20 protein-coding genes and 1 pseudogene are annotated in these 22,697 nt (G+C 72.7%); 10 read left to right on the top strand and 11 right to left on the bottom strand.

Going from position 1 to position 22,697, the window contains the following annotated elements; genetic code table 11:
• The first annotated feature begins 226 nt into the window (after positions 1-226).
• On the top strand, positions 227-715 hold the full coding sequence (locus OG373_RS34350; protein ID WP_397733937.1) for an SRPBCC family protein: 489 nt from the start codon (positions 227-229) through the stop codon (positions 713-715).
• On the opposite strand, the gene OG373_RS34345 is transcribed toward OG373_RS34350, so the two are convergent.
• Together OG373_RS34345 and OG373_RS34340 are read right to left on the bottom strand one after the other, a co-directional pair.
• Complete coding sequence (locus OG373_RS34345; RefSeq protein ID WP_405442437.1) at positions 709-1,491, bottom strand: hypothetical protein; 783 nt, start codon at positions 1,489-1,491, stop codon at positions 709-711. The genes OG373_RS34350 and OG373_RS34345 overlap by 7 nt on opposite strands.
• 140 nt (positions 1,492-1,631) lie before the next feature.
• Positions 1,632-2,786: a PLP-dependent cysteine synthase family protein gene (locus OG373_RS34340; protein WP_405442436.1), complete on the bottom strand. Its 1,155-nt coding sequence runs from the start codon at positions 2,784-2,786 to the stop codon at positions 1,632-1,634.
• Between the two features lie 199 nt (positions 2,787-2,985).
• Between OG373_RS34340 and OG373_RS34335 the strand changes: the two genes are divergently transcribed.
• On the top strand, positions 2,986-3,564 hold the full coding sequence (locus tag OG373_RS34335) for an ATP-binding protein (protein WP_405442435.1): 579 nt from the start codon (positions 2,986-2,988) through the stop codon (positions 3,562-3,564).
• 90 nt (positions 3,565-3,654) lie between these two features.
• Here the strand turns inward: OG373_RS34335 and OG373_RS34330 are convergent, their stop codons facing one another.
• Both OG373_RS34330 and OG373_RS34325 read right to left on the bottom strand, forming a co-directional pair.
• Positions 3,655-4,923 (bottom strand): ROK family protein, encoded by a 1,269-nt coding sequence (locus tag OG373_RS34330; RefSeq protein ID WP_397733942.1) that lies wholly within the window; start codon positions 4,921-4,923, stop codon positions 3,655-3,657.
• A gap of 43 nt (positions 4,924-4,966) precedes the next feature.
• On the bottom strand, positions 4,967-5,626 hold the full coding sequence (locus OG373_RS34325) for an alpha-ketoglutarate-dependent dioxygenase AlkB family protein (RefSeq protein ID WP_405442434.1): 660 nt from the start codon (positions 5,624-5,626) through the stop codon (positions 4,967-4,969).
• 39 nt (positions 5,627-5,665) lie between these two features.
• On the opposite strand from OG373_RS34325, the gene OG373_RS34320 reads away from it, so the two are divergent.
• The 3 genes and pseudogenes from OG373_RS34320 to OG373_RS34310 form a co-directional block, all read left to right on the top strand.
• A complete protein-coding gene (locus OG373_RS34320; RefSeq protein WP_405442433.1) occupies positions 5,666-6,409 on the top strand; it encodes a maleylpyruvate isomerase family mycothiol-dependent enzyme in 744 nt (247 codons plus the stop codon).
• A 133-nt stretch (positions 6,410-6,542) separates the two neighbouring features.
• Complete coding sequence (locus OG373_RS34315; RefSeq protein WP_397733946.1) at positions 6,543-6,794, top strand: DUF6332 family protein; 252 nt, start codon at positions 6,543-6,545, stop codon at positions 6,792-6,794.
• Positions 6,795-6,878: 84 nt separating this feature from the next.
• Positions 6,879-7,029: pseudogene (locus OG373_RS34310) on the top strand (carboxymuconolactone decarboxylase family protein); the annotation flags it as partial.
• Positions 7,030-7,059: 30 nt separating this feature from the next.
• On the opposite strand, the gene OG373_RS34305 reads toward OG373_RS34310, so the two are convergent.
• Positions 7,060-8,004 (bottom strand): spherulation-specific family 4 protein, encoded by a 945-nt coding sequence (locus OG373_RS34305; protein WP_405442432.1) that lies wholly within the window; start codon positions 8,002-8,004, stop codon positions 7,060-7,062.
• A gap of 212 nt (positions 8,005-8,216) precedes the next feature.
• Positions 8,217-8,915, bottom strand: a complete 699-nt coding sequence (locus tag OG373_RS34300) for a TetR/AcrR family transcriptional regulator (RefSeq protein ID WP_405442430.1) — start codon at positions 8,913-8,915, stop codon at positions 8,217-8,219.
• Between the two features lie 156 nt (positions 8,916-9,071).
• Here OG373_RS34300 and OG373_RS34295 point away from each other — a divergent pair, with 156 nt between their 5' ends.
• On the top strand, positions 9,072-9,530 hold the full coding sequence (locus OG373_RS34295; RefSeq protein WP_405442429.1) for a nitroreductase/quinone reductase family protein: 459 nt from the start codon (positions 9,072-9,074) through the stop codon (positions 9,528-9,530).
• Between the two features lie 343 nt (positions 9,531-9,873).
• Here OG373_RS34295 and OG373_RS34290 read toward each other — a convergent pair whose 3' ends face one another.
• Entirely contained in the window at positions 9,874-11,100 is a 1,227-nt protein-coding gene (locus OG373_RS34290; RefSeq protein WP_405444301.1) for a geranylgeranyl reductase family protein, read from the bottom strand.
• 349 nt (positions 11,101-11,449) lie between these two features.
• On the opposite strand from OG373_RS34290, the gene OG373_RS34285 reads away from it, so the two are divergent.
• Both OG373_RS34285 and OG373_RS34280 read left to right on the top strand, forming a co-directional pair.
• The gene (locus tag OG373_RS34285) at positions 11,450-12,814 is read left to right on the top strand and encodes a dipeptidase (RefSeq protein WP_405442427.1); all 1,365 of its coding nucleotides are present in this window, start codon (positions 11,450-11,452) and stop codon (positions 12,812-12,814) included.
• Positions 12,815-12,943: 129 nt separating this feature from the next.
• Positions 12,944-13,645 (top strand): MBL fold metallo-hydrolase, encoded by a 702-nt coding sequence (locus tag OG373_RS34280; protein ID WP_405442426.1) that lies wholly within the window; start codon positions 12,944-12,946, stop codon positions 13,643-13,645.
• Positions 13,646-13,672: 27 nt separating this feature from the next.
• Here OG373_RS34280 and OG373_RS34275 read toward each other — a convergent pair whose 3' ends face one another.
• Positions 13,673-14,728 carry an NUDIX domain-containing protein gene (locus tag OG373_RS34275; protein ID WP_405442424.1) on the bottom strand — a complete coding sequence of 352 codons (1,056 nt, stop codon included), beginning with the start codon at positions 14,726-14,728 and terminating at the stop codon, positions 13,673-13,675.
• A 171-nt stretch (positions 14,729-14,899) separates the two neighbouring features.
• On the opposite strand from OG373_RS34275, the gene OG373_RS34270 reads away from it, so the two are divergent.
• Together OG373_RS34270 and OG373_RS34265 are read left to right on the top strand one after the other, a co-directional pair.
• Positions 14,900-15,886: a LacI family DNA-binding transcriptional regulator gene (locus OG373_RS34270; protein ID WP_405444300.1), complete on the top strand. Its 987-nt coding sequence runs from the start codon at positions 14,900-14,902 to the stop codon at positions 15,884-15,886.
• A gap of 216 nt (positions 15,887-16,102) precedes the next feature.
• Entirely contained in the window at positions 16,103-18,373 is a 2,271-nt protein-coding gene (locus OG373_RS34265; RefSeq protein ID WP_405442423.1) for a hypothetical protein, read from the top strand.
• A gap of 67 nt (positions 18,374-18,440) precedes the next feature.
• On the opposite strand, the gene OG373_RS34260 is transcribed toward OG373_RS34265, so the two are convergent.
• From OG373_RS34260 to OG373_RS34250, 3 genes are all read right to left on the bottom strand, one after another.
• A complete protein-coding gene (locus OG373_RS34260; protein ID WP_397733963.1) occupies positions 18,441-19,739 on the bottom strand; it encodes a DUF6986 family protein in 1,299 nt (432 codons plus the stop codon).
• A gap of 182 nt (positions 19,740-19,921) precedes the next feature.
• Complete coding sequence (locus tag OG373_RS34255) at positions 19,922-21,439, bottom strand: serine/threonine-protein kinase (protein WP_405442421.1); 1,518 nt, start codon at positions 21,437-21,439, stop codon at positions 19,922-19,924.
• Between the two features lie 249 nt (positions 21,440-21,688).
• The gene (locus tag OG373_RS34250; protein WP_189966584.1) at positions 21,689-22,651 is read right to left on the bottom strand and encodes an electron transfer flavoprotein subunit alpha/FixB family protein; all 963 of its coding nucleotides are present in this window, start codon (positions 22,649-22,651) and stop codon (positions 21,689-21,691) included.
• Positions 22,652-22,697 lie beyond the last annotated feature (46 nt).

Raw genomic sequence — 22,697 nt, 5'->3', positions numbered from 1 at the left:
GGGGCGGGACGGGCGCGGCTCCAGCATCCCGCGGGACGGGGCCGCTGCCCAGGCCCCGCGCGGGGATCGACAGAGATCGCCGGAGTTCGACACCGAAGGGCAGGGATCACCCGGGATCGGTCAGGACCGGCGGTGATTCGGAAGGAGATCGCTACGGACTTCTCGCCGACGCGGGGCTATGGTGGCGCGCACACGCGTTCAGGTCATCGTCCCAGGGGGTACCGCCATGGCTCGCCGACTCCGTCCGGTGGGGCTGGACTTCATCGACGACGCGCCCGTACGGCTGGTCTTCGCCACCGGGACCACGGCGCCTCCCGAGGCCGTGTACCACGCGCTCGCCGAGGAAGTGACGGGCTGGCCCGCCTGGTTCGGTGCGGTGACCCTGGCCCGCCCCACGCACGGGGGTGCGGGCCGCGAGATCAGGCTGCGGGGCGGGGTGCGCTTCGAGGAGACCGTCATGGCCGCCGATCCGGAGCAGCGGTACGCGTACCGGGTCGACACCACCAACGCCCCCGGAGTGCGGGCCCTGTTGGAGGAGTGGCGGCTGACACCGGCCGGCTCCGGCACGCACGTGCGCTGGACCTTCGCCGCGGACGGACCGACGGCGTTCCGCCTCGGCCTCGCCGCCGCCCGCCCGGGCCTGGGCCACTCCTTCCGCACGGCGGTCCGGGCCCTGGACCGGCGGCTCACCGCCCGGCGCGGGGCCGGTCAGTAGCCGGGTCCAGTAGCCGGGTCCACCGCCGCCCCGGACACCCGGTACACCTCGGCCAGTTCTCCGTAGCCGCCCGCGCTCCAGACGGCCCTGCGGAACTCCTGCAGCGTGATCGCCGGCCCGGCGGCGAAGTGGACCACCGCGCAGCGTGCGCAGCACCAGCCACGGGACCAGACGTCCTCGGCAGCGCCCCGGCCGGCCGCCACCCGGGCCCGGAACGCCCGCTGCGTCCGGGCGGCCGTCACGATCAGCAGGACCGCCCCCAGCAGGGCGAACGCCGAGATCCAGCCCAGGAAGAGGAGCTCGGCCCCGGGGGCCGACGGGGCGGTCGGGGTGTTGGCGCCCCAGGTCCCGGCCGACCACTCGGCCTGCTCGCCCCCGGGCGCATCGGCGAACCACTTCCCGCCCAGCGAACCGCCGATGAACGTACCGATCGACACCAGAACGAGCAGCACGCCCGGGGCGGTCCGCCCCGAAGTCTCCGGGGGCGGCGGGGCCGGGGCCAGCGCGTCGGCCAGCCGCGGGACGATCTCGCGGACGTCGGTGCGCCGGTCGCCGTCGCCGGTCTCCTCGTGGAACCGGCGCTGCCCGCCGAGACAGACGGCCGGGACGGCGCGGACCTCGTCGGAGCGGCGGCAGCTCGGGCACTCCAAATGGGATCCCCCACTGTCGGCCCTGCTGTCGGCCCTGCTTTCGCCACCGGGCCGGTCGTCCGGACCGGTCGTCCGGGCCCGTGTGCGCGCGTCCCGCTCGGGTCTGCTGTACTCGATGCCCGCCATGCTTCCCCCCGCCGGTGATCCGAGTCCGCCGAGAGTAGCCAGGCAACCCCCGTGTCACCAGGGTGTTTTCGTCACGGGCCCGTCACGGCGGCGCGACTCGCGGACCCCGCCCCGGGCGAGCCCGCCGCCGCGACGGGGCGTCAGGCGGTGGGCTCGCGCCAGACGCCCGTCGTCAGCAGCGTGTCGAGGGTCTTCGTGTACGGGGCGATGTCGAGCCGCTGCGCCGCCAGCCACTCGTCGGAGTAGTACTTGTCCAGGTAGCGGTCGCCCGGGTCGCACAGCAGGGTGACGACGCTGCCCGTGCGGCCCTCCGCCACCATCTCCGAGATGATCTTCAGCGCGCTCCACAGACCGGTGCCGGTCGAGCCGCCCGCCTTGCGCCCTATGGCCGTCTCCAGGGCGCGGCAGGCGGCGACGCTCGCCGCGTCCGGGACCTTCATCATCCGGTCTATGGCCCCGGGCACGAAGCTCGGCTCCATCCGCGGCCGGCCGATGCCCTCGATGCGGGAGCCGCAATCGCTGCTCGCCCCGGGGTCGTTGTTGGTCCAGCCGTCGAAGAAACAGGAGTTCTCCGGGTCCGGGACGCAGATGCGGGTGTCGTGCTGCATGTAGTGCACGTAGCGCGCGATGGTCGCCGAGGTGCCGCCGGTGCCGGCGGTCGCCACGATCCAGGCGGGCTCGGGGTACCGCTCCAGGCGCAGCTGCTGGTACATCGATTCGGCGATGTTGTTGTTGCCGCGCCAGTCGGTGGCGCGCTCGGCGTACGTGAACTGGTCCATGTAGTGCCCGCCCGTCCGGGCGGCGAGCTCGGCGGACTCCTCGTACATCTTCATCGAGTCGTCCACGAAGTGGCATTCGCCGCCGTGGAATTCGATGAGGCGGCACTTCTCCGGGCTGGTCGTGCGCGGCATGACGGCGATGAAGGGGACGCCGATCAGCTTGGCGAAGTACGCCTCGGATACGGCGGTGGAGCCGGAGGAGGCCTCGATGACCGGGCGGCCGGGGCGGATCCAGCCGTTGCAGAGCGCGTACAGGAAGAGCGAGCGCGCGAGGCGGTGCTTGAGGGAGCCCGTCGGGTGCGTGGACTCGTCCTTGAGGTAGAGGTCGATCCCCCACTCCTCGGGGAGCGGGAAGCGCAGCAGGTGGGTGTCGGCGGAGCGGTTGGCATCGGCCTGGACCTTGCGGACGGACTCCTTCAGCCAGGCACGGTAGTCCGCGTCGCTGCGATCGACGTCGACGGTCGTGGCAGTCGTACCGGTGGTGCCGGTGGTTCTGCTGGTGCCGGTGGTGCTCATGTGCCGCGCTCCTTCGTGGGTGAACTTCTCTCCCCTTCTTCGCAATGTACCCCTCCGACCTGCACAAACGTTCGCTTTGGGGATCCATGCGAATCCCTTTCGATCGCGTTCGGTTGCACTGTGCGGCACCGTGGGTGACCCTGGTGGAGCATTACCGAGGGTGCAGCACCCGTAACACTCATGTCGGGGAGTCGCAGCCGTGATCACTCATTCCCGCAGGCACTGCGTCGTCGAACTGCAGGCCTTGCCGTCGCGGATCGGCCAAATCCGCAGAATCGTTTCTGCACAACTGCGCCACTGGGAGCTCGACCCGCTCATAGACCGGGCCGCGCTCGGCGTGACGGAGCTGCTCAGCAACGTGCACCGCCACGCGCAGCCGGACAAGACGTGCATCGTGGAGATCGAACTCCGGCTCGGGCGACTGACGGTCTCGGTCATCGACAGCGATCCACGGCTGCCGGTCGTCCACGAGACGCGGGCGGAGGCGCTGGAGACCTGCGGGCGCGGGCTCGCCCTCGTGGAGGCACTCAGCGAGGCCTGGGGGGCGCGGGAGCGGCCCGACGGGCCCGGCAAGGCGGTGTGGTTTTCGCTCACGGCGACCGCGGCCCCGGTGGAACCGGCCCGGCCGGTGCCGATCAGGACCGCCCCCGTACGAGAACCCGCGCGTGCGGTGCTCCTGGCCGTCGACCCGGGGCCCGCGGCGGCAGGTCTCCCGGTGGCAGGTCTCCCGGTGGCAGGTCTCCCGGTGGCATCGCCGGTCGGCGCCGGGCCCGGGTGACCGACCGCAGGCCCACCGGGCCCGGCCTGATCGATCCGGTCCGATCGGGTTCGATCCGGTCCGGTCCGGCCGGATCCGGCAGAGACGGCCTTAGGCCAGGGCTCCCAGCGGGTCGTCGAGCACCGGCTGCCACGCCAGCTCCGCCGCGCCGACCAGGCTGTTGTGGTCGAGGGTGCACGGCAGGATGGGCACCCCGCCGCTGCGCCCCCACAGGCTGCGGTCCGCGACCACCGCGCGCAGCCGCTCCGGGTCCGCGTGCAGCAGCTCCCGGTGCAGCCCGCCCAGGATGATCCGGTCCGGGTTGAGGATGTTCACCAGGCCCGCGAGGCCGAGGCCGAGCCGGTCGATGAGCTCCTGCGTGGCCGCCCGTACCGCCGGTTCCGCGGGCTCGTCGCGCAGCAGGTCGCGGGCCTGCTGGAGCAGTGACACCTCGGGGCCGGGGCTGCGGCCCGCCGCGGTGAGGAAGGCCAGCGGGTCCGCCTCCACGTCCAGGCAGCCGCGGCTGCCGCAGTGGCAGGCCCGTCCCTCGGGGTTCACGGTGAGGTGGCCGACCTCCAGAGCCAGGCCCGAACTCCCGCTGTGCAGGCGGCCGTCCAGCACCAGCGCGCCGCCGACCCCGCGGTGCCCGGTGGCCACGCACAGCAGGTGCTGGGCGCTGCGCCCCGCGCCGTGCCGGTGCTCGGCCAGGGCCGCGAGGTTGACGTCGTTGCCGGTGAGGGCGGGGCCGTCGATCCCGGCCGCCTTCACGCACTCCGCGAAGATCGCCCGTACCGGAGAGCCGGCCGGCCAGGCCAGGTGCAGCGGGTTCAGCGCCGTACCGTCCGGTTCGGCGACCGCCGAGGGGACCGCGAGCCCCGCGCCGACGCAGCGGCGGCCGCTCTGTTCGAGCAGCGCCGCGCCCGCCTCCACCACCGCGCCGAGCACCTGTGCCGGATCGGCGGAGACGGTGACCTTGCCGGGAGCGGTGGCCACGATCCGGCCGCCGAGGCCGACCAGGGCGGCGCGGAAGCCGTCCGAGTGCACCTGGGCGGCCAGCGCCACCGGGCCGTCCTCGGCCACCGAGAGCCGGTGCGAGGGCCGGCCCTGGGCGCCGCCGGTCCCGCCGGCGCCGCCGGGGCGGGAATCGACGCGGATCAGCCCGAGTGCCTCCAGCTCCGCGGCGACCGCTCCGGCGGTGGCGCGGGTGACTCCGAGCTCGGCGGTCAGGACGGCGCGGGTCGGGGCACGGCCGGTGTGCACGAGCTCCAGCGCCGGCCCGAGCGCGCCGCGCCCCCGCTCCAGTCTGGTCCGCGCAGCCGCACCGGACTCGGATGTCGTGGTCACATCCCCCACCCGCGGCGGGGCCCCGTTGCCGTTCATGGCATCGATCCTCGCATGATCGGGGCACCCCGGGCGCCGCCTCTCAGCCCAGCCCGCCGACCCGGAGTGTGATGTTCAACCGCCCGGTCAGTCCCAGCTCGCGCGGGCCCGTGCCCGGCAGGACCTTCGGTACGCCGTGGTAGGCCTGCCGGCTCGGCCCCCCGAAGACGAAGAGGTCCCCGCTGCGCAGCTCGACGTCCCGGTACGGACGCCCGCGCGAGGCCGTGTTCCCGAAGCGGAAGACGCAGGTGTCGCCGAGGCTGAGCGAGACCACCGGCGCGGTGGACCGTTCCTCGGCGTCGCGGTGCATGCCCATGCGGGAGTCGCCGTCGTAGAAGTTGATCAGCGCGATGTCGTAGGCCGTATCCGGTCCGGGCTCCGGAGGCGCGCCGTACGCGGCGGCCACCGCCTCCCGCCCGAGTTCCGCGAGCCACGGCGGCATCGGCTTGACCGGCTCCCCGTCGCCGTCGACGGCGGTGCGCGCGTACCCGTACGGGTACCAGTGCAGTCCGAGGCACACCTGGCGGGCGGTCATCACCCCACCGCCCGGGGTGCGTACGGTGCGCAGGCCGGCGGGCGGTCGCGCCCACGCGCGGCAGGCCGCCAGCAACTCGCCCTGCCGGGCGGGCCCGAGCCAGTCGGGCATGTGCACGGCGCCGGGGGCGATCACGGTGCGCTCGCGCGGGAAGAGTTCCCCGTCCATGCTCTCCATTGTCGCGGGCGGGCTGATAGGACTCACGGTATGGAGATCACCGAACATGTGAAGGCCCTCGCGCGCGAGGGCGAGCTGCTCGCCGAGGTCGCCGAACGCGCCGGTACGGACGCCGCTGTTCCCACCTGTCCGGGCTGGCGCGTCACCGACCTGTTGCGGCACACCGGCTCGGTGCACCGCTGGGCGACCGCGTACGTGGCGGAGCGGCGGCTGGACCCGGTGGGCTCTCCGGACGCGCCGGAGCTGGTCGACGGCGAGCTGCTGGAATGGTTCCGGGAGGGCCACGCGGACCTGGTGCGCACCCTGTCCGAGGCCCCGGCCGACGTACAGTGCTGGACCTTCCTTCCGACGGCCCCGCCCTCGCCGGTGGCGTTCTGGGCCCGGCGGCAGGCCCATGAGACCGCCGTGCACCGGATGGACGCGGAGTCCGCGCTCGGTGTGGAGTTCTCGGCGGTGGAGCCGGAGTTCGCGGAGGACGGGGTGGACGAGCTGCTGACCGGCTTCCACGCCCGGCCGCGGAGCCGGGTACGGACCCCCGAGCCGAAGGTGGTGCGGGTGCGGGCCGCCGACACGGGCGCGGTGTGGACCGTCCACCTGTCGGCGGCGCCGGCCCGTACGGTGCAGGGCGACACGGGCGAGCCGGCGGACTGCGAGCTGACCGGTGGGGCGGCCTGGCTGTACGAGGCCTTGTGGAACCGGGTTCCGCTGGCCGGTCCGGGGGTGACGGGCGACCGGGCGCTGGCGCGGCTGTGGACGGAGACGGCCGGAATCTGACCGGGGCGGGGACCGGACGGGGCGAGTCCGGCGGGACGCGGCGGGGACCGGACGCGGCGGGTCCGGGTGCGCGAAGGTGCGGAGGTGCGGCGGAGTTCTTGTGACCGGCAGTGCGCAATGTGACACTGCACGTATGGAGCGACGTACGCAGGCGGACCGGGACGCGATCACCATCGAGATCGGCTATGCCTTCGTCAGCGCCTCTTTCGCGGCCGCCCTCGCCTTCGGCGCGGTGTACGGGCCCGTGCTGGCGTTCTCCCTGTCCCCGTCGACGGGGCGGATCCTGGCTGTGGCGGGCGGAGCCCTGGCGGCGGTGGTGTTCCTGCTCCGGGTCGTCCATGTGCTGCTCGGGTTCGCCCGGCGCCCGGAGAACGACGGCGGATGACCACGGGCATGACGAGGAACGGCCACCGGGGTCGGATCCTCGGCGATCACAGGGGTGGATGATGTTGTTCGGTTCCACGGTGCGGACGAGGCCTGGGCGAACGCCCCCGCGCACTACGACGAGGAGCAGCTCGGCGCACTGGTGTCCCTGATCGCCCTCAGGCAACACCTTCAACCGGATGAACGCGATCGTGCAGCAGCCCGCGGGGAACTACCGGCCCGGGCAGTTCGGCTGACCGGACCCGACCTCAGCCTCAGCCTCAGCCTCAGCCCAGGGTGGCCGCGTACGTGGTCTGGGTCCGGTACTTCCATGTCGGGCCCGCGTTCCAGGGGTTGGGCATGACCGTGCTGGTCGCGTACGCGTACCCCGCGCCGCGCTCGAAGGCCGTCCGCAGGGTGGCACGCATGGCGCCGGCGTCGGGGACGTCGTGCACCAGGTGCCAGAACGCGGTACCGCTCGGGTCGAGTTCGGTGCCCGCGCGGTAGCCGGAGACGTGGTCGAAGACATTGCCGCCGAGCCAGCCGGCGCCGGTGTACGCGGCGTAGGTGTCCTCGAACGTGACGAAGATGTCCGCGGTGCGGTGGCCCGGCTCCAGGTAGCAGTCGGCTATGGCGGTGCCGGGGTTGTTCACGACGAGGTCGGGGGCGGTCGGGTCGATGTCGTCCATGAGCTCCTGGACATAGCGGCGCAGCTCCGCGTAGTAGTCGCGGGTGGCGTTGGCGGGGCCGCATTCGCGGCTGACGACGTCGAAGAAGATGCCGTCGACGTGGAGGCGGCCGTCGGGGGTCTTGAGGTAGTTGTCGACGGAGGCCTTGGCCGCGGCGATGTCGCGGTTGCCGTGGTCGGTGTGGACATAGCCCAGCACCCGGGTCTTCTCGCCGGTGGAGGTGGTGCGGGCGCGCAGCGCGTCGGCACGGGACCGCCAGGGGCCGCCGAACGGGGAGTCGCCGTTCCCCGGGTTCAGCACGACCACCGAGGGCGCCGGGGCCGTGGCGGTGAGGTCGGTCAGCATGGGGTCGTCCGCCCAGACGTACGCGGGGACGCCGATCTCCAGACCCCGTACGCCCGGCAGCCGGGGAGTCGGGGGCGGGGTGGGCTCCGGGGCGGCCACCGGGGGCGCGTCACGCGCCGCGGCGATGATGGCCGGCGCCGACGCGACCAGTAAGGCGGTGACCAGGGCGGCGTACAAGGCCTTCACGGCGCGAGGCATGAACGTTCCTCCGGCGGCGGCGAGGGGGGCGACCCGAGGAACACTAGACGGGCGGCCCGTCGTTCAAGGCTGAACGGCCCGCATTCGTATGAGGAACAGAAGAGCGAGCCATCGCCTCATCATGTGAATCTTCCGGATCCTCGGGAGGATCGGCGCCGCCGTCCGGTCGCCGTACGGCCGGTCCGACGCCGGACATGCCCGGCGTACGGATGTCATACGGCGGGCAGCCCCACCCCGTGCGCCAGCTGGTCGGCGGCGTGCGCGAAGAAGGCGGCGCGGTCCTCGACGACCCGGTTGAACTGGCCGAAGAGCTCGGAGGAGACCAGCCCGATCAACTGGGCCCAGGCGGCGACCAGGGCCGCCGTGACCGCCGGGGGCAGACCTTCGGCGAAGTCGGCGGTCATCCGGTCCGCCTCGGCGCGCAGGGTGGGCGGTAGCGGCGGGAGGGCGAGGCCGGGGCCCTCGTAGGCGGCGCGGAGGATGCCGATGAAGGCGTTGCCGACGCGGGAGGCCGGCCCCAGGGTGTCGATGGGGGCGATGTAGCCGGGAACCGGGGAACCATGGATGAGGGCGTACTCGTGCGGGTGCTCCAGCGCCCAGGCGCGGACGGCCTCGCAGACCGCGGTCCAGCGGGCGCGGGGCGGGGCCCCGGCGGCGCGGGCGTGTGCGTCGGCCTCCTCGGCCGCCGCGCCGACGCTGTCGTACGCGTCGATGATGAGAGCGGTGAGCAGGTCGTCCCGACTGGGGAAGTAGCGGTAGAGGGCGGAGGACACCATGCCCAGCTCGCGGGCGACGGCGCGCAGGGAGAGCTTGGCGGCGCCCTCGGCGGCGAGCATGCGGCGCGCTTCGTCCTTGATGGCGGAGGTGACCTCGATGCGGGCCCGTTCCCTGGCCCCTCGCACGGTGTTCATGCGGGCCAGTCTGCCACGCGATCGGAGCACTGCCCAGAAAACGGACTGCCGCTCTGTTTCGAGAGCAGTGCTCTTGCTTTGGTGCACCGATCCATGCACACTCATCTCAAGCGAGAGCAGTGCTCTCTCAGTGCAGAAGGCGGCCCGGAGGTCACCATGAACGCGCCCACCCCGTACTACGTCCAGGCCAGCCCGTTCGAGACCCGCTTCAACGCGCTCTTCGGCAAGCTGGCCCGCCTCGGGATCAGCCTGGCGGGCACCGCCGAGCTGTCGGTCCGCGGCCGCAAGTCCGGTGAGATGCAGCGGATCCCGGTCAACCCGCACACCTTCGAGGGCGCCCAGTACCTGGTCTCGGCCCGCGGGCACTCCCAGTGGGTGCGCAACATGCGCGTGGCGGGCGGCGGCGAGCTGCGCGTGGGGCGCAAGGTGCGTGCGTTCACGGTCACCGAGATCACCGACCCCGTGCAGCAGGCCCGGATCCTGCGCGCCTACCTGGAGAAGTGGGGCTGGGAGGTCAACCGGTTCTTCCAGGGGGTCACCGCCAAGTCCTCCGACGCCGAGCTCCGGGCGGCCGCCGGCGACCACCCGGTCTTCCGGATCACGGTCTCCCGCTGACCCCGCGTCCGGCGACCGCCGGTCGACCGAGCAGCCGACCGACCGGCCGACCGGCCGACAGACCAGCCGGCCGAACAGTGATCGGCGCGGCCATGACGACCGGGCCCGCAGCTGTTCGCCGCGGGCCCGGCACGATCCGAGAGAGACGGCCTAGTGCGGTGGCCGGACAGGTTTGCCGGGTCGCGGCGTCCGGTGCGTGGGGTCTCCCCAGGCCCGCAGGGCCTGGGGGAAGCATCGCAAGGCGGAGGGCCGCGGGCCGTACTGGACGTACTTCCGTGGTCCGAGACCGCGGCGAGGTGCCGTGCCGGGCGTCGCGACCCGGTGGACCTTTCCGGTCACCGCACTAGCTCTGGCCGGTGCCCCCGCCGCGCGCCGCCGCCTGCCTGGCGTCCAGCATGTGCAGCGCCCTGCGGGCCAGCGGGTGCGTCCGTACCAGGTCCGCCAGCGTCGTCGAGCCCCGCGTGATCCGGGCGAACGCCCGCCACGCCGGACCGAAGCCGGTGATCACCGCGTGCAGCATCCGCGGCCGGGCCTCGAAGAGGGTCAGCATCCGCTTGCCGACCCCCATCTCCACTCCCAGCCCGGCCTTCACCGCGAAGGCGTAGTTGAGCGCCTGACGGCGCGCGTCCACGGCGTCCGGCGCCTCGGAGATCTTCACCGCCCACTCCCCCGCCAGCCGCCCCGAGCGCAGTGCGAAGGAGATGCCCTCCCGGGTCCACGGCTCCAGCAGTCCGGCCGCGTCGCCCGCCACCAGCACCCGGCCGCGCGAGAGCGGCGAATCGGGCTTGCGGCAGCGGGTCAGGTGCCCGGAGGAGACGGCCGGTTCGAAGCCGGCCAGCCCCAGCCGGGCGATGAAGTCGTCCAGGTAGCGCTTGGTCGCGGCGCCCTCGCCCTTGGCCGAGATGACCCCGACGGTGAGGGTGTCCCCCTTGGGGAAGACCCAGCCGTAACTGCCGGGCAGCGGACCCCAGTCGATCAGTACCCGTCCCTTCCAGTCCTCCGCGACCGTCTCGGGGACGGGGATCTCCGCCTCCAGGCCGAGGTCCACCTGGTCCATCTCCACCCCGACGTGCGCGCCGATCCGGCTCGCGCTGCCGTCCGCACCGACCACCGCACGGGCCAGCACGGTCTCCCCGTCGGCGAGCACCACGGCGACGGTGCGCCGGTCGGGCACGGCCGCCCCGTGCTGTTCGACGCGGCTCACGGCCGTTCCCGTACGGATGGTCGCGCCGGCCTTCTCCGCCTCGGCGACCAGGCCGGCGTCGAACTCCGGACGGTTGATGAGCCCGAAGAGCATGTGCTTCGAACGCCGGGTGCGGGTCAGCTTCCCGTCCATCGAAAAGGTGACCGCGTGGATGCGGTCCTTGAGCGGCAGCACGAAGCCCGGGGGCAGGGCGTCGCGCGAGGGGCCGATGATGCCGCCGCCGCAGGTCTTGTAGCGGGGCAGTTCGGCCTTCTCCAGCAGCAGGACGCGCCTCCCTGCGGTCGCCGCCGCGTACGCGGCCGAGGACCCGGCCGGTCCGGCTCCGACCACGATCACGTCCCACACTTCGCCGGTCTCCCCGGCCACCTCGTCGCCCGCCCCCTGCGCGTCCTGCCCCGTGCCCGTGTCCGTGCCCACGCCTGCGTCAGCGCCCGAGCCCGCCTCTGCGTCCACGCCTGCCTCCACGCCTGCGTCCGCACCCTCGCCTGCACCCGCGTCTGCACCTGCGTCGCGTACGTCGTCGTCGCTGCTCACGATGTGTTGCTGCTCCTGATCACCCGGTTGCTCCGATGCCGGGGAAATCCTACGGCGATCCACCGCCCCGACCCGCTGTGCGAGGATCAAGGCTGTCTTTCGCCACGCCCGGCATACGCACACCCCGCGGATGCGGGCGGCGTACACGGAGAACAACGTCGCACCCAAAAGGAGCGTGCCCATGTCCCAGAATCCGATCGCCGAGACCATCGCCTCGCTGATGCCCCGCGCCAAGCAGGAGCTGACCGAGCTGGTGGCCTTCCAGTCGGTGGCGGACTGGGCGCAGTTCCCCAGGAGCGAGAGCGAGGCCGCCGCCAACTGGGTGGCCGACGCCCTGCGCGTCGAGGGTTTCCAGGACGTGGCGCTGCTCGACACCCCCGACGGCACCCAGTCGGTCTACGGCTTCCTGCCCGGCCCCGAGGGCGCGCCGACCGTTCTGCTCTACGCGCACTACGATGTCCAGCCGCCGCTCGACGACGCCGCCTGGATCTCCCCGGCCTTCGAGCTGACCGAGCGCGACGGCCGCTGGTACGGGCGCGGCTCGGCCGACTGCAAGGGCGGGTTCATCATGCACCTGCTGGCGCTGCGCGCGCTGAAGGCCAACGGCGGCGTCCCCGTGAGCGTGAAGATGATCGTCGAGGGCTCGGAGGAGCAGGGCACCGGCGGCCTCCAGCAGTACGCCGAGGCGCACCCGGAGCTGCTGACCGCCGACACCATCGTCATCGGCGACGCGGGCAACTTCCGGCTCGGCCTGCCGACCGTGACGGCCACCCTGCGCGGCATGTGCCTGCTCAAGGTGAAGATCGACACACTGGGCGGAAACCTGCACTCGGGCATGTTCGGCGGCGCCGCGCCCGACGCGCTGGCCGCACTGATCCGCGTACTCGACTCGCTGCGCGCGGCGGACGGTTCGACGACCGTGGACGGGCTCGCCTCGGACGCGGTGTGGGAGGGGCTCCAGTACCCGGAGGCGGACTTCCGCGCCGACGCGAAGGTCCTGGACGGGGTCGGGCTCATCGGTGAGGGCACGATCGCCGACCGGCTGTGGGCCCGTCCGGCGGTCACGGTGCTCGGCATCGACTGCCCGCCGGTGGTCGGAGCGACGCCGTCGGTGCACGCGAGCGCCGGTGCGCTGATCAGCCTGCGGGTGCCGCCGGGGGTGGACACCGCCGAGGCCATCAAGCTGCTGCAGGCCCACCTGGAGGCACACACGCCGTGGCAGGCGCGCCTCGAACTCGAGGTCGTCGGCCAGGGCCAGCCGTTCCAGGCGGACACCGACAGCCCGGCGTACGCGTCGATGCGCACGGCCCTGGAGACCGCCTACCCGGGCCAGGAGATGCAGATCAGCGGCATGGGCGGGTCGATCCCGCTGTGCAACACGCTGACGTCCCTCTACCCGGACGCCGAGATGCTGCTGATCGGGCTGAGCGAGCCGGAGGCGCAGATCCACGCGGTCAACGAGAGCGTGTCGCCGCAGGAGCTGGAGCGCCTGTCGGTGGCGGAGGCCCTCTTCCTCGTCAACTACGCGGAGTCCAAGCGCGCCTGACCCTCCAGGTGCCCCCGGGGGCGGCGCCGGCCGCATCCGTGTACGCCCAGGGCGCAGTGCGCCCTGGGCGTACTGCGCCCCCGGTGAACTCGGCGGCGCGCGGGGCCCGGCCGTCCGTACGTTGGCCGTATGGATCTTGTCGAAGTGCTCCCGAACCGGCTCCACATGCTCCGCTTCCCCATCGGCCAGGCCTACCTCTGGCAGGACGGGGAAGCCCTCACCCTGATCGACGCGGGCCATGCAGGGTCCGCCGCCGAGATCGAACGGGCGATACGTTCCCTCGGGGCGGCGCCCGAGCGGCTGGAGCGGATCGTCCTCACCCACTGCCACCGCGACCATGTCGGCGCCGCCGCCGAACTCGCCGCCCGTTGGGGCGCGCAGGTGCTGGCGCACCGCCTGGACGCACCGGTGATCCGGGGCGAGCTGCCCGTGCCCGAGCCGGTGCTGCTGGACTGGGAGGTCCCGCTGTACGCGCGCGGCCTGACGGTGCCCGAGGCACCGCCCACCCCGGTCGACCGCGAGCTGGAGGACGGGGACGCACTGGACTTCGGGGACGGGGCGTACGTCGTGCACGCCCCGGGCCACACGGACGGCAGCATCGGGATCCGCCTCCCGCGCCACGGCGTGCTGTTCACCGGCGACTGCGTCGCGGCCGTGGGCCCGCCGATGCTGGGCGTCTTCAACGTCGACCGTGCCCGGGCGATCACCACCTTCCGGCGCCTGGCCGCCCTCGCCCCGTCGATCGCGTGCTTCGGCCACGGTGACCCCCTGACGGAGAACGCGGCGGAGGCCCTCGCGAAGGCGGCGCACGAGGCGGCCGCTTCGGGCTGAGGCCCGCCTCCCGGCGGGGCAGGGCGATCAGCCGGTCGGGACGCCCGCCTCCAGGTAGAGGGGGCGACCGCGTTCCCGGGCGCGCAGGGCCCAGCGCAGGCGTTCGTAGCGGTGCTCCGGGAGCAGGCCGGCGGCCTCGGCCTCCGTGACGAAGCGCCAGGCCCGCAGTTCCGGGCCGGGGAGCCGGAGCCGGGCCGTCGCCTCCGCCGAGAGGCGGCCGCCGTCGAAGAGCAGGCGCAGACCGCCGTACCCGGGCGGCTGGGGGCGTTCCCAGTCGACCACCAGCAGCCCGGGCACCCGGTGCAGTACGACGCCCAGTTCCTCCGCGACCTCCCGTACGCCGGCGCACCCGGGTGCCTCGCCCGCTTCGACGACGCCGCCCGGGAACTCCCAGCCCGCCTTGTACGTGGGATCCACCAGCAGCACCCGGTCCTGCTCGTCGAAGAGCAGCACCCCGGCCGCCACCGTCTCGCGGGTGGGCTCCGGGGTCTGCACGATGTCGCAGACCCGGGCCGTCTCCGAGCGGACCGCCTCGGCGATCCGCTCGGCGGTCTCGCGCGGGGTGAGCCCCCCGTTGTCGATGACGTGCGCGTCGCCCGTCAGCCAGTCGAGGGCCTGCTGGTAGACGGGGATGTGGTCGTACGCCCACTGCCGGACCCGCAGGTCCACGTCCGCGGGCTCCCCGGGCTCCTTCCGGGTGGCGATGCGCTCGCGCAGGATCGTTTCCTCAGGGGCGAGCAACACATGCCGCACCGCGATCCGCCGCGCCGCGAGCCCGCCGAAGATCTCGTCCCGGTACTCCTGGCGCAGCAGCGTCATCGGCACCACGAGCACCCCGCCCAGCTCGGCGAGCATCGCCGCGGCCGTGTCCACGACCAACCGCCGCCAGCTCGGGAGGTCCTGGTAGTCGCTCACCTCGGCCAGCCGTTTGGGCGGCAGCAGCACGCGCAGCGCGTCTCCGATGAACTCCGGGTCGAACAGGGTGCTGTCCGGCAGGATTCCGGTCAGTTCGCGGGCCGTGCTGGTCTTTCCGGCGCTGAATGTGCCGTTGATCCAGACAATCACGTCTACCCCTCTCCCCATGGCTCGTCCGGAGCCCCCAGTGGCTTGCCCGCACCACCCTGTCACGGAAACCTCACTATCGGCCGAGTGCTTATCCTCAAGGTCACAGCCCTGCTCGTGAGCCCCGGAGGATTTGCCACCGTGCCCCACAACCGCCACCCGTCCGAGCCCCGCTACGGCAACCGGCCGACCATGAAGGACGTGGCGTCCCAGGCGGGCGTCGGCCTGAAAACGGTGTCGCGCGTGGTCAACGGCGAGCCCGGGGTGACCCCCGAGACCGAGAGACGGGTGCAGGCGGCCATCGAGGCCCTCGGTTTCCGCCGCAACGACAGCGCCCGCGTGCTGCGCAAGGGCCGTACCGCCACCGTGGGCCTGGTCCTGGAGGATCTCGCCGACCCCTTCTACGGCCCGCTGAACCGGGCGGTGGAGGAGGTGGCCCGCGCGCACGGGGCGCTGCTCATCAACGGCTCGAGCGCCGAGGACCCGGACCGGGAGCGGGAGTTGGCGCTCGCGCTGTGCGCCCGCCGGGTGGACGGGCTGATCGTGATCCCGGCCGGGGACGACCACCGCTACCTGGAGCCGGAGATGCGGGCCGGTGTGGCCACGGTCTTCGTGGACCGCCCGGCGGGCCGGATCGAGGCCGACGTCGTGCTCTCGGACAGCTTCGGCGGCGCCCTGGGCGGGGTGGCCCACCTGATCGCGGGCGGGCACCGCCGGATCGGTTTCATCGGCGACCAGCCCCGCATCCACACGGTGGCGGAGCGGCTGCGCGGCTACCGCGAGGCGATGGCGGACGCGGGTCTGCCGGTGGCCGAATCCTGGGTCTCCCTCGGGTCCACGGCCCCCGAACGGGTCGCGGCGGCGGCCCGGGCGATGCTCACGGGCCCGGAGCCGGTGACCGCCGTCTTCGCCGGGAACAACCGGGTGACGGTCACCGTCGTACGGATCCTCGCGGCCCACGAGCGGCCGGTGGCGCTGGTCGGCTTCGACGACTTCGAGCTGGCCGACCTGCTCCGCCCCGGCGTGACGGTGGTCGCCCAGGACCCGGCGGCTCTGGGCCGGGTGGCCACGGACCGCCTCTTCCAACGCCTCGCGGGAGCCGACCTGACCCCGTCCCGCATCGAACTCCCGACCCACCTGATCCCCCGCGGCTCGGGCGAGATCCCCCCTGCGAACTGATATTCGGGCCATGGCGGGGGCGCCGCCAGGTGCACGCACCGGCCGCGCACCTCGCGCACGCAGCGCGTTCGCCCGTGACGGCCCGCGCCGGACCGGCCGGGACGGAGTGCGCGGGTCGATCGCACGTTCGCCTTTCCCCGTAAGGGATTTGACGCTCCGCCAGGGCTCTGCCAGCCTCGCGACCCCGGGAACAACGGGGAACAACCGGAGGCGCCGATGAGCCCGCACTACACCGCCCAGAAAAGCCGGAACCAGGGGCGCGAGGGGTGGTCCGTCATCTTCCGCCACCCGGTGCGCCTGGACCCCTCCACGGGCCGACCGGGCAGACGGGTGCGGCGCGGACTGGGCACGTCGGTGGACACCGAAGCGGACGTACTGGTCGAGCAGCTCAATGAAATCCTGCGTACGCAGGCCCTCTGGGATCAGCACTCCCGTCAACAGGCCGCGGGGCTCTTCGACGGTCGCGTCGTGGACGTGTTCTACGAGGACCTCGAAACCAGCAGGACCGACTACCGGAAGATCCGGGACGACCTCCTTGCGCTGCCCGGCGCCGCCGACGGCTACAAGCACGTTCTGCTGGTCGGCACGACCGGGGCCGGCAAGACGACGGTGGTACGGCAGCTGCTCGGCACGGACCCGGAGACCGAACGGTTCCCGTCCACGTCGACCGCCAAGACCACCGTGGCCGACACCGAGATCGTTCTGACCGAAGCCGGGCCGTACCGGGCCGCCGTCACTTTCGCCGGCCGTGACGAAGTCGTCGACCACCTCACGGAGAACGTTTCGGCCGCCGCACTCGCCCTGCTCCAGGGCAAGTCCGAAGAAGACGCCCTACGGCGTCTCGTGGACCACGTGAACCAGCGTTTCCGCTTCAGCTACGTCCTGGGACGACCGGAACTCCCGGCGGATGACGACATCCTCGACGACGACGAGGACGACGAGGAGGAGGAAGGCGCCACCGAGGACGTCCTCGGCCTCGCCGACCTGGACGTCATCGACCCGGCCGCCACGGTGGCCATGCTCGTCCAGACCGTGCCCCGGCTGCGCTCCATGGTCGAGAAGTACGCCGTCGACGCACGCGAGGAGCTGCGGGCCACGGACGATGACGCCCGGGTCGTCGAGGAGATCGTGGAGGAGACCCTCGACACCGTCCTTCGCTCGCTGGAGGAGTTCCACTCCGTCGTGGACGGCCTGCTGCACGAGATCGAGCTCAGGTTCTCCCTGCTCGGGGAGGGCGAGCTGCGTCGCACCCGCCAGGGCTGGCCACTCAGCTGGACGCTGGAGACCGCGGACCGTGCCGTGTTCCTGAAGACCGTGATGCGGTTCTCCAGCAACTACGCGCCCCTCTTCGGCCGGTTGCTGACGCCGCTGGTGAACGGGATCCGGGTCGCCGGCCCGTTCGTCCCCACCTGGGCGGAAGCAAGCGACCGCCTCGTCCTGATCGACGTCGAAGGGCTCGGCCACACACCGAAGTCGGCGACCTCCGTTTCCACCGACCTGGCGAAGCGGATCGACGAGGTGGACGCGATCCTCGTCGTCGACAACGCGACCGCGCCCATGCAGGCGGCTCCGGTCGCCGCGCTCAAGGCCGTTGCGGTGTCGGGCAACTCCGGGAAACTGCACTTCCTCTTCACCCACTTCGACCACATGCAGGCCGACAACCTTCCGCGCTTCTCGGACCGCAAGCGCCACGTCCTCGCCTCGGTCGAGAACGTCCTGAACGCCATGGGGAAGGAACTCGGCCCCATCGGCGAGCGTGCTGTCCGCGTCCAGCTCGAACGGCACTGCTACTTCGTCGGCGGAATGCACAAGCCGCTGAGTGCCGGCGGGAAGGAGGGGAAGCGGACGGCCGGTCACATGCGCCTGCTCAGTGCGGACCTCTCCGCCGACGAGGCGGCACCGGACACCGGTCCGGCCCGGCCGGTCTTCGACCGCATGGCCCTCCCCCTCGCGGTCAGCGACGCCACCAGCAGCTTCCACACCCGGTGGCGCGGTCTGCTGGGCCTGGCGTACAACCCGGACGCGCCGAAGCAGCACTGGGCGCGGGTGAAGGCGCTTGCGCGGAGGCTGGGCGAGGGCTGGAGCGACGAGTACGACTCCCTGAAACCGGTCGCCGACCTGCGCACGGAACTCCAGGTGCAGATCTTCCTCATGCTCCAGCGCCCCGACCGCTGGGAGGGGGGCGAGCCGACCGAGGAGGAACGACAGGCGGTGATCAACGAGATTTCCGGTGCCGTGACCGGGAGGTTGTACGCGCTGACCGAGCAGCGCCTCAAGGACGACGTCCAGAACGCGTGGCTCGACGCCTACCGGCAGCGCGGACCGAAATCGACCTTCGCCCGGGCCCGCATCATCGACGCCGATGTCTTCGGCCGCGGCGCCCCCGTCCCGACCGCGGCGCCCTCCCCCGACAAGAACAGCTTCCTGAAGGCCGTGGCGGACATCCTGACCGAAGTGGCGGACGAAACAAGGTTCGTCCTCGACTGAGGACGGGACGCCGCGAGGCCCGTCCGGGGGCACCCCCGGACGGGCCTCGGCCGGCCGTCGGCCGGGATCAGTTGGTGGCCGTCAGGGTGGCCGAGCGGCGGGGGATCGCGAAGGCGTCCAGTTCCGCGCGGGTCAGGCCGGTGAGGGCGGTGACCTCGTCGGTGCCGACCGCGCCGCAGTCGAGGCCGCGGACCAGGTAGCCGGCCAGGGCCTTGGCCGTGGCCGGCTCGTCCATCACGTCGCCCTCGATCTTGGCGACGTACGCCTTCAGGCGCGCGGCGGCGGTCTCCAGGCCCTCGCGGTAGAAGGTGAAGACGGCCGCGTAGCGGGTCGGCAGGTGCGCCGGGTGCATGTCCCAGCCCTGGTAGTAGGCGCGGGCCAGGGCGCGGCGGGTCAGGCCGTAGTGCAGCTTCCAGGCCTCGTGGACGTGCTCGGTGGTGCCGATCGGCAGCACGTTGGTCGAGCCGTCGGAGACGCGTACGCCGGTGCCGGCGGCCGCGACCTGCATGATCGCCTTCGCGTGGTCCGCGGCGGGGTGGTCGCTCGACTGGTACGCGGCGGACACCCCGACGCAGGCGCTGTAGTCGAAGGTGCCGTAGTGCAGGCCGGTGGCGCGGCCCTGGGAGGCCTCGATCATCCGGGCGACGGTCGCGGTGCCGTCGGAGGCCAGGATGGACTGGCTCGTCTCGATCTGGATCTCGAAGCCGATCCGCCCCGGGCGCAGGCCGCGGGTGGCCTCGAAGGCCTCCAGCAGCTTGACGAAGGCGGTGACCTGCTCGGCGTAGGTGACCTTGGGCAGCGTCAGGACCAGGTTCTCCGGCAGGCCGCCGTGGGCGAGCAGGCCGGAGAGGAAGATGTCCGTGGTGCGGATGCCGCGGTCGCGGACGTTGGACTCCATGCACTTCATGCGGATGCCCATGTACGGGGCGTTGGTGCCGTTGGAGTACGCCTCGGATATCAGGCGGGCGGCGCGGGCCGCGGCCTGGTCCTCCTCCTCGTCGGAGCGGACGCCGAAGCCGTCCTCGAAGTCGACGCGCAGGTCCTCGATCGGCTCGCTCGCCAGCTTGGCGCGTACCCGGTCGTAGACGGGTACGGCCAGCTCGTCGGAGATGCCGAGCACCTTGGCGAAGGTGGCGGCGTCCGGGGCGTGCTCGTCGAGGGCCGCGAGGGCCTGGTCGCCCCAGGAGCGGACGGTGTCCGCGGCGAAGACGTCACCGGGTACGTAGACGGTGTGGATGGGCTGCCGGGTGCCGGGGTCGCCCGGGTAGTGGCGCGCGAGCTCCGCGTCCACCGGCGCGAGGGAGGCGCTGATGCCCTCGCTGACCGCGCCTGCGAGGCTCGTCGCCACCTTCTCCTGCTGACCCATCGTGCACTCTCCTCTTTTCCGCTTCACGGAAGCTTAGATCCGCATGGCAGAATTTAGTCACGGGGTTCCGCTCCGTCAATGGTCCCCCGGCCGTCCTGGACAAACGACTCGGGGCCGCGCGGTGACAATCACCACACGGCCCCGGATTCGAGAGTACGCAGGTCAGCAGTACCGGGACCGGATCAGGCCGGGGCGTTCGCCTCCCGCATGCGGGGAACGCAGAGGGCCGTGACGACGGCTGCGGCAGGCCACATCGCCAGCCCCCAGCCCACCGCCGCGAAGACGGCCCGCCCGTCGGCCGCCAGGATGCCGGCGAACACCACCCCGTTGAACAGCCCGGCCTCGGTGCCGAGCCAGGCCACCCAGGGGTCCCGCCGGGCCACCGCGCCCACCAGCCCCCGGACGAAGTGGGACAGGAACAGCAGCGCGAACCCCGACGGGATCAGGACCAGCGCCCCCACCCACCACGGGGCGGGCGGCCAGAACAGCAGCAGGACGCCGATGAGGACACCGGCCGTGAGCGTCGCGGCGGCCCCCCGGCCGGCCTCTTCGGTCACGTCGGCGGAATTCCTGGAGACGAGGAACGCCACGACGCAGGCGAGCAGTGCGGCACCGAGCGTTCCGAGGGCCAGCGAACCCCATCCGCCCAGTACGACGAGCTGGGTGTACACACCGGCGGCGCCGAGCAGGGAGCCCCACAGGAGACGGGGCCGGGTGCCGGGTACCGACGAGGCCGGCACCGGGTGGCGGGACCCGGTGCGGACGGCGGGTGCCGGCGCGAGCGCGTCGGCCTCCAGGACGGTCGCGCTCTCGCCTCCCGCCGTCGGATCGGCCGCGGCCGCGGAACGGAGTCCGGCACGCGCCGCACCCTTGCGCAGTCGGTCGATCACCTGTTGCGCGTCGGCCGGTCGCGCCGCGGGCTCCTTGGCCAGCAGCTCCAGCACCAGCCGTTCCAGCTCCTCGGGTACCGCGGGCCGCAGGTCCCTGATCGGAGCGGGTTCACTGGTGAGGTGCTGCGAGAGCACCGACAGCCCGGAGCCGGTGAACGGCGGCCTGCCGGACAGCAGCTCGTACAGCATGCAGCCGAGGGAGTACAGATCGCTGCGGCCGTCGATGCGACGGTCGCCGCGCGCCTGTTCCGGGGACATGTAGGTCGGCGTACCGATGGCCGCACCGGTGGCCGTCAGACCGGTCCCGGTCTCCTCGGCGAGGCGGGCGATACCGAAGTCGCAGATGGTGACGTCGGCCTCGGCGGGCCCGTGGACCATGATGTTGGCCGGCTTGATGTCCCGGTGCACCACACCGGCCCGATGTGCGGCGGCCAGGCCCTCGCAGATCTGGACCGCCCACCGGACCACGGTGCCCGGGTCCGCGCCCGAGCGGTGGTCGTGCAGCACGGCGGTCAGGGGCCGCCCCCGCACCAGCTCCATCACGAGGAAGAGCACCGGGCTGCCGTTGACCTCGACCTCGCCGTGGTCGTGAACGGTCACGATCCGAGGGTGGGTCAGGCCCGCGGCCATGCGGGCCTCCTTACGGAACCGCTCCTCGAGGAGGTGGTCACCGGCCACGCCCCGGGAGATCACCTTGACCGCGACCTCCCGGTCGAGCCGCAGGTCCCGGGCCTGCCACACCTCGCCCATGCCACCCGCCCCGAGCCTGCGCTCCAGCCGGTATCGCCCCTCCAGTAACGCGCCCCGCATCGGAAGAACTCCTTCCCCGTTCTCGTGCCCTCCCCGGGCTGAGCGCAGCCTACGCCCCTCCCGCAACAGCACGAGAGGGGTTCGAGGAGCGGCCGCCCCCGGGCACGACGCGCCGCACCGGACGGGGGCCGCACACGACGAGGGCCTCCCGGGTCCGATGAGGACGTCGCCGTCCGCACCGGCCCCGGAAGGCCCTCACTCGTTCGTGCACCCGGTACGCGTCTGGTCGCCGTCCCGGGGTCGGGGCGGCTAGCCCTTGCGCGCCTTGATCTCGCCGGTCAGCTGCGGGACGACCGCGAAGAGGTCGCCGACCACGCCGTAGTCGACGAGGTCGAAGATCGGGGCCTCGGCGTCCTTGTTGATGGCCACGATGGTCTTCGAGGTCTGCATGCCGGCCCGGTGCTGGATCGCGCCCGAGATGCCGGAGGCGATGTACAGCTGCGGGGAGACCGACTTGCCGGTCTGGCCGACCTGGTTGGAGTGCGGGTACCAGCCGGCGTCGACGGCGGCACGCGAGGCGCCGACGGCCGCACCGAGGGAGTCCGCGAGCTCCTCGATGATGTGGAAGTTCTCGGCACCGTTGACGCCACGGCCGCCGGAGACCACGATCGCGGCCTCGGTCAGCTCGGGGCGACCGGTCGACTCGCGCGGGGTGCGAGCGGTGACCTTGGTGCCGGTGGCCAGCGCGCCGAAGGTGACGGCGAGCGCCTCGACGGCGCCGGCGGCCGGAGCAGCCTCGACCGGGGCCGAGTTCGGCTTCACGGTGATGACCGGAGTGCCCTTGGAGACGCGGGACTTGGTGGTGAACGACGCGGCGAAGGCGGACTGCGTCGCGACCGGGCCCTCGTCACCCGCCTCCAGGTCGATGGCGTCGGTGATGATGCCCGAGCCGATGCGGACGGCCAGGCGCGCGGCGATCTCCTTGCCCTCGGCGGAGGACGGGACGAGCACGGCGGCCGGGGAAACGGCCTCGTACGCGGCCTGGAGCGCGTCCACCTTCGGTACGACGAGGTACTCGGTGAACTCGGGGGCGTCGGCGGTGAGGACCTTGACCGCACCGTGCTCGGCGAGCACGGCGGCGGTGGCGTCGGCACCGGCGCCCAGGGCGACGGCGACGGGCTCGCCGATGCGGCGGGCCAGCGTCAGCAGCTCGAGGGTGGGCTTGCGGACGGCGCCGTCCACGTGGTCGACGTAGACGAGAACTTCAGCCATGGGACTGCTCTCCTGCGATTGCGAAGTGTCTGGGGGCTAAGAGGGG

Origin of the sequence: Streptomyces avidinii (assembly GCF_045161815.1) — a bacterium.
In the GTDB taxonomy this organism is placed as follows: domain Bacteria; phylum Actinomycetota; class Actinomycetes; order Streptomycetales; family Streptomycetaceae; genus Streptomyces; species Streptomyces avidinii.
Note: the sequence above shows the minus strand (reverse complement) of the source record. Positions and strands in the feature narration are given on the sequence as shown.